Below are 8,926 nucleotides of genomic sequence, written 5' to 3'. Positions count from 1 at the left end.
CGCGGACGGCGTCGGCGGCCCGGCGGGCGGCTGGTCGGTCCGGGGCGGTTCGGTCCGCTGCTGGGGCTGCTGCTGGAAGACGCCGGGGAACTGGGTGGGGCGTTCGATCCCGACGGTCGCCTCGGCGTCGAACCGCTGGCCGTCCGGCTCGATCCGCTGCGGCCGCGCCAGCGAGCCGGCGGACGCCGACGGCACCACCCCGCGCGGCGGCTCCGGCGGCAGCGCGGCCCGGCGGTCGCCCGGCTCGGCCGGCCGGTCGCCGGTGCGGTCCTCGCGCAGCTCGATGCGCTGGCCCCAGGGCTGCTGCGGGGCTTCCGGTTCTTCGCGGCGGGGCGCGGTCGTGCGGCTCAGCTGCTCTTCACGGCGCTGCTGCTCCTCGCGCCAGTGCTGGAGCTCTTCACGCCACTGCTGCTGCTCCTCGGGCTTCTTCTCCTCCCGGGGAGGGACGTGGCGCTCGACCGGCACCACCGGCACCGGCCCGGACGGCTTGACCTCGATGTACTGGGTGCTCTCCCCGGCCGGCGCGGTGGGCTCGAGCTCGGACTGCTCGACCCGGATGTACTGGGTGCTCTCCTCGGCGGGCTTGGCCGCCGGCTTCGCGGGTGGCTGCTTCGGCTCGCGGCTGCCGAGCCGGTCGGCGAGGTCCTGCTTCACCGGGGCCGGCGGAGGGGGCGGCTCCTCGGCCGGGGCGTTGAGACCGGGGACCGGCTCGGGCGGGACGTTCGGCGCGAACCACGATCCCTTCGGGGCCGAGCTGCCTGTGACCTTGGGCACGCCCGGGCTGCCCCCGGTGGCCTCCGGCGGGTCCGGCAGGGCCATCGGAGTGGTCTCCCGCGCGCCGGACGACGAGCGGTCTTCGTCCGACGAAGGCCACATCGGCTGGTCGTTTTCCGGCACCCACCACTCCTTCTCACCTGCCCCCGGAGGGGCCAAGCTCACATGCCGCGTGGCCGACATCGATGCGGCCCCCCGGCAGGGCGTAGTCCACACTAGGAGACGTCAAGACAGTCATGAAGGTTGCCGCCCGCGATGCGGGTATGCCCGGATCTGAAGAAGCAGCGAGGACGGCGTGGAGTTCGACGTCACGATCGAAATCCCCAAAGGGGAGCGCAACAAGTACGAGGTCGACCACAAGACCGGCCGCATCAAGCTGGACCGGACCCTGTTCACGGCCACGCAGTACCCGGCCGACTACGGGTTCATCGACGACACCCTCGGCCAGGACGGCGACCCGCTCGACGTGCTCGTCCTCGTCCAGGAGCCGACGTTCCCGGGCTGCCTGATCCGCTGCCGCGCGATCGGCATGTTCCGGATGACCGACGAGAAGGGCCCGGACGACAAGGTCCTCGCGGTCCCGACCAACGACCCGCGCCTGGAGCACCTGCGGGACATCCACCACCTGAACGAGTTCCACAAGCTGGAGATCCAGCACTTCTTCGAGGTCTACAAGGACCTCGAGCCCGGCAAGAGCGTCGAAGGCTCGTCCTGGGTCGGCCGCGCCGAGGCCGAGAACGAGATCGCCCGCTCGTACGAGCGCGAGACCGACCGCCTGGCCAAGGAAGAGGCCAACGGAACCGGGCACTGACCTGCGGAAAGGCCCCCTCGGAAGCTTTCCGAGGGGGCCTTTCTCATGCGCTCAGTGCGCCAGGGCGAGTGCCGGAGCGGCGTCCGCCTCGGCTTCCGCGCGCTGCTCCATCGCCGACTTGTCCGACAGCGGCTTCTCCTTGAGGAACCACACCAGCGCGAAGCCGACGGTCAGCACGATCCCGCCGACCAGGAACACCGTGCTCATCGACTCGGCGAAACCCTGCAGGATCGGCCGGGCCAGCGTCGGGTCGAGGGTGGACAGGAACGACGTGTCGTTGACGTCGAGGCCGCTTTGCAGCTGCTTCGCGAACTCCGGGTGCTGCGCCAGCGCCGCCGTGTAGGCCGGCGTCGTCATCGCCGAGCGGATGGCGTTCGCGATCCGGTCGCCGACCGTGCCGAACAGGATCGACAGGAACACCGCGGTGCCCGCCGTGCCGCCGATCTGCCGGAAGAACGTCGCCGCCGAGGTGGCGACGCCGATGTCCTGCGGGCGGACGTCGTTGGTCGCGGCCAGCACCAGCGTCTGCATCGAGGCGCCGAGGCCGAGGCCGATCACGAAGGCGATCACCATGACCAGCGCCAGCGAGGTGTCGACGGTGATCGTGGACAGCGCGAACAGCGCCGCCGCCATCAGGCCGATCCCGGCCACCGCGAACATCTTGTACCGGCCGGTGGCCGCGATGATCCGGCCGCTGGTCAGGCTGGCGACCATGATGCCGAGCGTCAGCGGGAGCATCTGCAGGCCGGCCTGGGTCGGCGTCGCGCCCTTGACGATCTGCAGGTACAGCGGCAGCGACATCATCGCGCCGAACATCCCGGCGCCCTGCACGACGGTGACGATCGTCGACATCCGGAACACCGGCCGCTTGAACAGGCGCAGCGGCAGCAGGGCGGCGTCGCCCATCCGGCGTTCGATCCAGACGAAGGCGGTGACGCCCAGGGCGCCGACCACGTACATCGCGACCGAAGCGGCGGAGCCCCAGCCCCACTCGCGGCCCTGCTCGGCGACGATCAGCAGCGGCACCAGGCCGGTGGCCAGCGCGACGGCACCCCAGTAGTCGACCTTCTGGTCCACGCGGGTGTGCGGCAGGTTCAGCACCTTGGTCACGACGACCAGCGCGGCGAGCGCGATCGGGACGTTGACCAGGAAGACCCAGCGCCAGCCGGTGATGCCGGCGAAGGTGTCGATGCCGGCGAAGAACCCGCCGACGACCGGCCCGGCCACGCTCGAGATGCCGAAGACGGCCATGAAGTAGCCCTGGTACTTGCTGCGTTCCCGCGGCGCGGTGATGTCGGTGATGATCGCCAGGGCGAGCGACATCAGGCCACCGGCACCGAGCCCCTGGAAGGCCCGGAAGGCGGCGAGCTCGTACATCGACGTCGCCATGCCGCTGGCCAGCGAACCGACCAGGAAGAGCGAGATCGCCGTCAGGTACATGGGCTTGCGGCCGTAGAGGTCGGACAGCTTGCCGTACAGCGGCGTCGAGAGCGTCGCGGTGATGAGGTAGGCGGTGGTGGCCCAGGCCTGCAGGGACAGGCCGTGGAGCTCGTCGGCGATGGTGCGCATCGAAGACGAGACGATCGTCTGGTCGAGCGCGGCGAGGAACATGCCGAGCATCAGCCCGGACAGCACGGTGAGGATCTGGCGGTGAGTCAGTTTGCCGTTCGCAGCGGCTGCTCCTTCCGCCGTGGTGGTGTCGCTCATGGGGTCTCCCTCGAAGTCTTCGTAGTTGCTTGTACCTCTCAACTACTTGCTTCGACCAACTATTCCCCTGACGCTTGTATCGTGCAACCAAATATCCTGTGACCCCGGACACGCCGAAGGCCGCCTCCGGGCTCCGGAGACGGCCTTCGGCGGGCTGGATCAGGCGGAGTAGCCCGGGATCGGGAACGGCGCCAGGAACTCGCGGATCTCCGCGGCGATCGTGTCGAGCGAGGACTCGTCGTGCGCGGCCGCCGCGGTCACCGTGCGGTCGATCCACTCCGCCACCTGGACCTGGTGCTCCGGCTGCAGGCCGCGGGTGGTGATCGCCGACGTGCCGAGCCGGATGCCGGACGGGTCGAACGGCTTGCGCGGGTCGAACGGCACCGTGTTGTAGTTCAGCTCGATGCCCGCGCGGTCCAGCGCCTGCGCGGCCGGCTTGCCCGCGACCGCCTTGTTCGTCAGGTCGATCAGCAGCAGGTGGTTGTCCGTGCCGCCGGACACCAGGTCGTAACCGCGCGCCAGCAGCGCGTCGGCCAGCGCTTTCGCGTTGGCGACGATCGTGTGCGCGTAGTCGGAGAACGAAGGCTGCTGCGCCTCCCCGAGCGCGACGGCGATCGCCGCGGTCGTGTGGTTGTGCGGGCCGCCCTGCAGGCCCGGGAACACCGCCTTGTCGACGGCCTTCGCGTGGTCGGCGTCGGACAGGATCATCGCGCCGCGCGGACCGCGCAACGTCTTGTGCGTGGTCGTCGTGATCACCTGCGCGTGCCCGACCGGCGACGGGTGCGCGCCGCCCGCGACCAGGCCGGCGATGTGCGCGATGTCGGCGACGAGCACCGCGTCCACCTCCCGGGCGATCTCGGCGAACGCCGGGAAGTCGATCGTGCGCGGGATCGCCGTGCCGCCGGCGAAGATCAGCTTCGGCCGGTGCTGCCGCGCGAGGTCGCGCACCTGGTCGAGGTCGACGCGGCCGGTCTCCTTCGCGACGCCGTAGCGCACCGGGGTGAACCACTTGCCGGTCGCGGACACGCTCCAGCCGTGCGTGAGGTGGCCGCCGTCCGGCAGCGCCATGCCGAGCACGGTGTCACCGGGCTGCGCGAACGCCAGGTACACGGCCAGGTTCGCCGGCGAGCCGGAGTACGGCTGGACGTTCGCGTGCTCGGCGCCGAACACGGCCTTCGCCCGCTCGATGGCCAGCTGCTCGACCTGGTCGATGAACTGCTGGCCTTCGTAGTAGCGCTTGCCCGCGTAGCCCTCGGAGTACTTGTTGGTGAGCACGGTGCCGGTCGCCTCGAGCACGGCCTGCGAGACGTAGTTCTCCGAGGCGATCAGGCGGATCTTGTCGTGCTGGCGCTTCGCCTCGTCCTCGACGAGCCCGGCGATGGCGGGGTCGGCGGCGGCGAGCGCGTTCAGTTTCGGCTGGTGTGTCATGGCGTACTCCGGCTCTGGAGTGGCCTTCACCCAGGCGCGCGGTGCCGGCCTCGTCGTCGCTTCCCGGTGGTGCTCCACCTCGATGGCGCCAGTCGCTGCTGCGGGAACCAGCCTAGTCCACGGCACCCGAGGCCCGGCGGTGCTCGGCACACCACTTGCGGGTACAGCCCGACGTGCGGTCGCAGAACGGCCGGGCGCAGGTCGCGCAGCGCTTGACGCGGCGCCAGCCGCCGACGGTCACCAGTTCCGCCAGGCCCGCCGCGCCCGCGGCCAGCTCGCCCGTCTCCGCGAACGGCGTCACGTAGACGATCCGCCACGCCGCCCCGGTGTCGACGAGCCGCGGCCGGGCCCCGGCCTCCGCCAGCACGGCGTTGAGGCGGCGCGCGGCCGCGTGTTCGTCGGGCAGCGGCGCGACAATCGCGCACAGCCGCGGATTTCCCTGGCGCAGCAACCGTTCCGCCACCCCGAGCTCGGGGTCCAGCGCGCGGAACGGCGGCACGACCGCGTGCTTGCGCACCTCAGTCGACGACCACGACGCCCATGGACCGGGCGGTACCCGCGATCGTGCGCATCGCCGCTTCGACGTCGGAGGTGTTGAGGTCCGGCAGCTTGCGTTCGGCGATCTCGCGCAGCTGCCGCGTGGTCAGCTTTCCGGCGACCTCGTGCCCCGGCCGCGAAGAACCCTTGCCCCCCAGCGCCTTCTTGATGAGGAACGACGTCGGGGGCGTCTTGAGCCGGAGCGCGAACGAGCGGTCCTCGAACACCGAGACGACCACCGGCACGACGTCGCCGCGCTGGCTCGCCGTGGCCGCGTCGTAGGCCTTCTTGACCTCGACGAGGTTGATCCCGGTCTGCCCCAGCATCTTGCCGAGGTCGACGACCGGGGCGTTGCCCGCGGCGAGCTCGAGGGTGACCTGGTGGGTGAGTTTCTTCGGAGCCATGCCCCGAAGCTAGAGTCTCCAGTTACTGGAGGGTCAAACCGGTTTTGTCCCGGCGCGGTGCCGGCGGGCCAGCTCCTGGTAGATCGCCGCGTTGTGCTCGACCCACATCCGCGCGGAGTCGGTCAGCGGGACGAACTTCTTCGCCGGGCTGCCCATCGCGATCACCTCGTCCGGCACCTCCGTCGCCGGTGTGACCGTCGCCCCGGCGGCGACCAGCGCCCGCGCGCCGATCTTCGCCTTGTCGAGCACCGTCGAGCCGTTGCCGATCAGCGCCTGCTCCCCGATCGTGCAGTCGTGCACCAGGCACTGGTGGCCCACGGTGACGTTCTTGCCCACTTCGCAGACGCCGTCGTTGACGTGGATCACCGAGTTGTCCTGGATGTTGGCGCCCTCGCGGATGACGATCCGGCCGAAGTCGGCCCGGATCACCGCGCCGAACCAGATCGAGGCGTCCTTCTCGACGACGACGTCGCCGATGAGGGTGGCGGTGGGGGCGATCCAGGCGTCCGGGTGGACCTGCGGGCTGAGCCCTTCGAACGAGAACAGAGGCATGCCCGCACCCTAAACCGCGCAGGCCCCCTTCCCCGGTCCAACGGGGAAGGGGGCCGTTCGCGAGCCGCGCCGGTTGCTGGGGGTCAACCGGTGATCGCGGCGTTGATCAGGATGTCGACGGCCTGGTCGTTGCGGGTCGTCTGCGGGCCGATCTGGGTGTCGCGCGGGTAGAAGCCCGGACTGCTGCCCTTCGGGTACATCTCGAAGGTGAAGCTCCAGATCTTGTGCGTCGCCCACATCCAGTCGTTGACGCTGCCGTCGGTGATGTAGAGGTCGCTGGACTGCTCCGGCGTGTAGCCGTTGGTCGCGGCCATCTGCTTGCCGAGCGTCTGGAACTTCTGCGCCTCGGCCGCGGTCAGGCCCGGCGCGGTGTCGGCGTAGGTGTAGCCGAACGGCCAGAGCACCAGCTCGGAGTAGGTGTGGAAGTCGATGTGCGTCTTGATCTGCTGGACGCCGCCGACCACCCGCGAGTTCACCCAGTTGGAGACGGCGCGGGTCTCGGGCGCCGAGAACGCCGCCGTGCCGCGGTAGGTCTCACTGGACGTCGAGCCCGACGAACCGCCGCAGCAGCCCCACTTGTAGCCCCAGTTGCGGTTGGGGTCGGTGCCCGGGCCCTGGCGGTTCTTGCGCCAGCTGTGGAACGTCCCGCCGGAGATGTCGTACTCGGAGCCGTCCGGGTTGACGCTGGGGACCACCCAGATCTCGGTGCTGTCGACCAGCCGCTTGATCGCGCTGTTGGTGGCGTATCCGCTGGTCAGGCGCTGGACGATGTGGAGGCACATCTCGGTGGTGAGGTGCTCGCGCGCGTGCTGGTTGCAGGTGAAGAGGACCTCGGGCTCGTTCTCGTCGGCGGCGGCGTTGTCGCTGATCTTGATCAGCGACAGGGCGCGGCCTTCGTACGAGTTGCCGGCGCTGCCGAGCTTGGTCAGCGACGGGTAGTTCGCGACCGCCTTCTGCAGCTCGGTCTGCGTCTCGGCGTACGTGTGGTAGCCGGTGTAGCCGGCCGGGAAGTCCAGGACGGCCTCGGTTCCCTGCGGCCGGTTCACCTTGCCGAGCGACTTGACGCCGAAGCCTTGCGCGCGCAGCTGGGCCGCTTCGCCGGGGTTGGCGATGACGGTGGTCGTCGCGCCTTCGGCGTCGAGGATGTCCGCGCCGGTCCGCGCTATCGCAGTGCGCTGCTGGGCGGTGGCGGCACCGGTCACCTCGTACACCTGCGGGCCGTCGGGCTGGGCGGCACCGGCCTGGCCGCCGGTGGTGAGCACCAAGAGGGCGGCCGCGGCCGCTGCCATGCACGTTCGTGTGCGCATCACGTCTCCTGCTCTCGGGGGTTCCTCGACCTTGGCGGGAGCCGGACGTAGCGCACAATCCGGAGCAGTACGGATCTATTGGCGGTTTCTACCCGTAGTTCGCGAAGCAGAGCGCCTCGATGTCGGCACGCAGCGTGGCGAACGGCCGCGGGCGCACCCGCTGCTGGACGACCGTGCCCAGCAGGTACGACAGGAGCGCGCGGGCCCGGGCGCGCGGGTCGTCGACGTCGAGCGGGGCGAGGAGCTCGGCCAGCAGCTCGGTGAGCGAGGTCAGCATGACGTCGATGGCCTGCGGGTGCTGCGCCCGTCCGGCGGCGATCCAGTACTCGAACCACAGGAAGGCGGCGTTCGGGTTCGCGGCGAAGACGCTCAGGTACTCCTCAAGGACGGCGAAGAGCCGCTCGCGGGGTTCGCCGTGCTTCGCGGCGACCTCGCGCAGGCCCGCGGCGAAGGCCGTGATGTGCGCCGCCATCGCCCGGTCGATGAGGACGTCGATGTCGGCGAAGTAGTAGTGGATCGCGCTCTTGGTGAGCGGGCCGGCGTCGGCGATGGCTCGGACGGTGCACCCGGCGAGCCCGTCGCGGGCGAGCACGACGCGGGCGGCTTCGACGATCTGTTCCTGCTTGGCCAGCTGGTTCGGCGAGAGCTGCTCGCTGCGGCCGGGGACTGCGCTCACGGTGATTCTCGTTACCTTCTTCCTGGACGCCGGACCCGAAATCCTAGGGCAGACGTCCTGTGGGCGGCTTTCGGGTGAAAAACCGGATTGGCCACCCCGGTCCGCGCAGCGGACAATGCCCGGCATGGTGATCTCAGGGGACAAGGGGCTCAGCCCGGCTGCGCGCAGCCAGCTGGAGAAGGAAATCGCGAACTTGCGCGCGCAGCGGGAAGCCCTCGCGCCGCAACCCGGCGAGCAGGAACGCACCGGGGACGCGGCGGACCAGGCGGACGTGATCGACCGGGCGGAAGCGGCCGCCCGGCTGGACCGCCAGATCGCCGAACTGGCGGCGAAGATGGAACACGGCGGCTACGGCAACAGCCAGCTCCCGGACGGCACGGTGGTCTCCCTCCGCTTCGCCGACGGAGACGAAGAGACGTTCCAGGTGGTGACGGTCCCGGGCGAAGACGCGGACGCGATCACCTCGGACAGCCCCCTGGGCCTGGCCCTGGTCGGCGCCAAAGCGGGCGACGAGATCACCTATCGAACCCCCCGCGGCGACGCCAAGGCCACGGTGGTGAAGCTGACCCCGCCGAAGTAGGTAGGTTTGCCGTCCGAAGGGCCCTCCCGGCCCTTCGGACGGGTGATTTTCCGGTGTTGGGGGAGTTCCGGTGAACGACGACGTGTCCCAGAACCTCGTGGTGTTCCGCATCGAGGGCTTCGACGAGCCGGTCCTGGCCGGCGCGCCGGC

Annotated in this window: 9 protein-coding genes, 1 pseudogene and 1 riboswitch; of the genes and pseudogenes, 2 read left to right on the top strand and 8 right to left on the bottom strand. The window is 70.3% G+C overall.

Annotation, left to right across the window (positions count from 1 at the left end):
* A pseudogene (locus CCN39_RS46190) lies at positions 1-897 on the bottom strand (D-alanyl-D-alanine carboxypeptidase/D-alanyl-D-alanine endopeptidase); the annotation flags it as partial.
* 172 nt (positions 898-1,069) lie between these two features.
* Here CCN39_RS46190 and CCN39_RS46185 point away from each other — a divergent pair.
* On the top strand, positions 1,070-1,585 hold the full coding sequence (locus tag CCN39_RS46185; protein ID WP_086853343.1) for an inorganic diphosphatase: 516 nt from the start codon (positions 1,070-1,072) through the stop codon (positions 1,583-1,585).
* 51 nt (positions 1,586-1,636) lie between these two features.
* On the opposite strand, the gene CCN39_RS46180 is transcribed toward CCN39_RS46185, so the two are convergent.
* The 7 genes from CCN39_RS46180 to CCN39_RS46150 all read right to left on the bottom strand — a co-directional run bounded on the left by CCN39_RS46180 (position 1,637) and on the right by CCN39_RS46150 (position 8,196).
* A complete protein-coding gene (locus tag CCN39_RS46180; protein ID WP_086853342.1) occupies positions 1,637-3,292 on the bottom strand; it encodes an MDR family MFS transporter in 1,656 nt (551 codons plus the stop codon).
* 159 nt (positions 3,293-3,451) lie between these two features.
* Entirely contained in the window at positions 3,452-4,720 is a 1,269-nt protein-coding gene (gene glyA / locus CCN39_RS46175) for a serine hydroxymethyltransferase (protein WP_086853340.1), read from the bottom strand.
* Between the two features lie 21 nt (positions 4,721-4,741).
* Positions 4,742-4,826, bottom strand: a riboswitch (ZMP/ZTP riboswitch).
* A 6-nt stretch (positions 4,827-4,832) separates the two neighbouring features.
* On the bottom strand, positions 4,833-5,237 hold the full coding sequence (locus CCN39_RS46170; RefSeq protein WP_086853338.1) for a hypothetical protein: 405 nt from the start codon (positions 5,235-5,237) through the stop codon (positions 4,833-4,835).
* Between the two features lies 1 nt (position 5,238).
* Positions 5,239-5,661: a 50S ribosomal protein L11 gene (rplK, locus tag CCN39_RS46165; RefSeq protein ID WP_086853336.1), complete on the bottom strand. Its 423-nt coding sequence runs from the start codon at positions 5,659-5,661 to the stop codon at positions 5,239-5,241.
* Between the two features lie 33 nt (positions 5,662-5,694).
* Positions 5,695-6,213 (bottom strand): gamma carbonic anhydrase family protein, encoded by a 519-nt coding sequence (locus CCN39_RS46160; protein ID WP_086853334.1) that lies wholly within the window; start codon positions 6,211-6,213, stop codon positions 5,695-5,697.
* Between the two features lie 83 nt (positions 6,214-6,296).
* Entirely contained in the window at positions 6,297-7,502 is a 1,206-nt protein-coding gene (locus tag CCN39_RS46155; protein WP_086853333.1) for a M14 family metallopeptidase, read from the bottom strand.
* 106 nt (positions 7,503-7,608) lie between these two features.
* Positions 7,609-8,196 carry a TetR/AcrR family transcriptional regulator gene (locus tag CCN39_RS46150; protein ID WP_086853331.1) on the bottom strand — a complete coding sequence of 196 codons (588 nt, stop codon included), beginning with the start codon at positions 8,194-8,196 and terminating at the stop codon, positions 7,609-7,611.
* A 124-nt stretch (positions 8,197-8,320) separates the two neighbouring features.
* On the opposite strand from CCN39_RS46150, the gene CCN39_RS46145 reads away from it, so the two are divergent.
* On the top strand, positions 8,321-8,776 hold the full coding sequence (locus CCN39_RS46145; RefSeq protein WP_086853345.1) for a GreA/GreB family elongation factor: 456 nt from the start codon (positions 8,321-8,323) through the stop codon (positions 8,774-8,776).
* Positions 8,777-8,926 lie beyond the last annotated feature (150 nt).

Source organism: Amycolatopsis kentuckyensis (genome assembly GCF_002155975.1).
GTDB lineage: Bacteria > Actinomycetota > Actinomycetes > Mycobacteriales > Pseudonocardiaceae > Amycolatopsis > Amycolatopsis kentuckyensis.
This window is presented reverse-complemented; position numbering and strand designations above follow the sequence as displayed.

Excerpts from the sequence above, each read along its gene's own strand:
- CCN39_RS46160 (WP_086853334.1), bottom strand. The coding sequence starts at position 6,213 with ATGCCTCTGTTCTCGTTCGAAGGGCTCAGCCCGCAGGTCCACCCGGAC.
- glyA (WP_086853340.1), bottom strand. The coding sequence starts at position 4,720 with ATGACACACCAGCCGAAACTGAACGCGCTCGCCGCCGCCGACCCCGCC.
- CCN39_RS46145 (WP_086853345.1), top strand. The coding sequence starts at position 8,321 with ATGGTGATCTCAGGGGACAAGGGGCTCAGCCCGGCTGCGCGCAGCCAG.
- CCN39_RS46180 (WP_086853342.1), bottom strand. The coding sequence starts at position 3,292 with ATGAGCGACACCACCACGGCGGAAGGAGCAGCCGCTGCGAACGGCAAA.
- CCN39_RS46155 (WP_086853333.1), bottom strand. The coding sequence starts at position 7,502 with ATGGCAGCGGCCGCGGCCGCCCTCTTGGTGCTCACCACCGGCGGCCAG.
- rplK (WP_086853336.1), bottom strand. The coding sequence starts at position 5,661 with ATGGCTCCGAAGAAACTCACCCACCAGGTCACCCTCGAGCTCGCCGCG.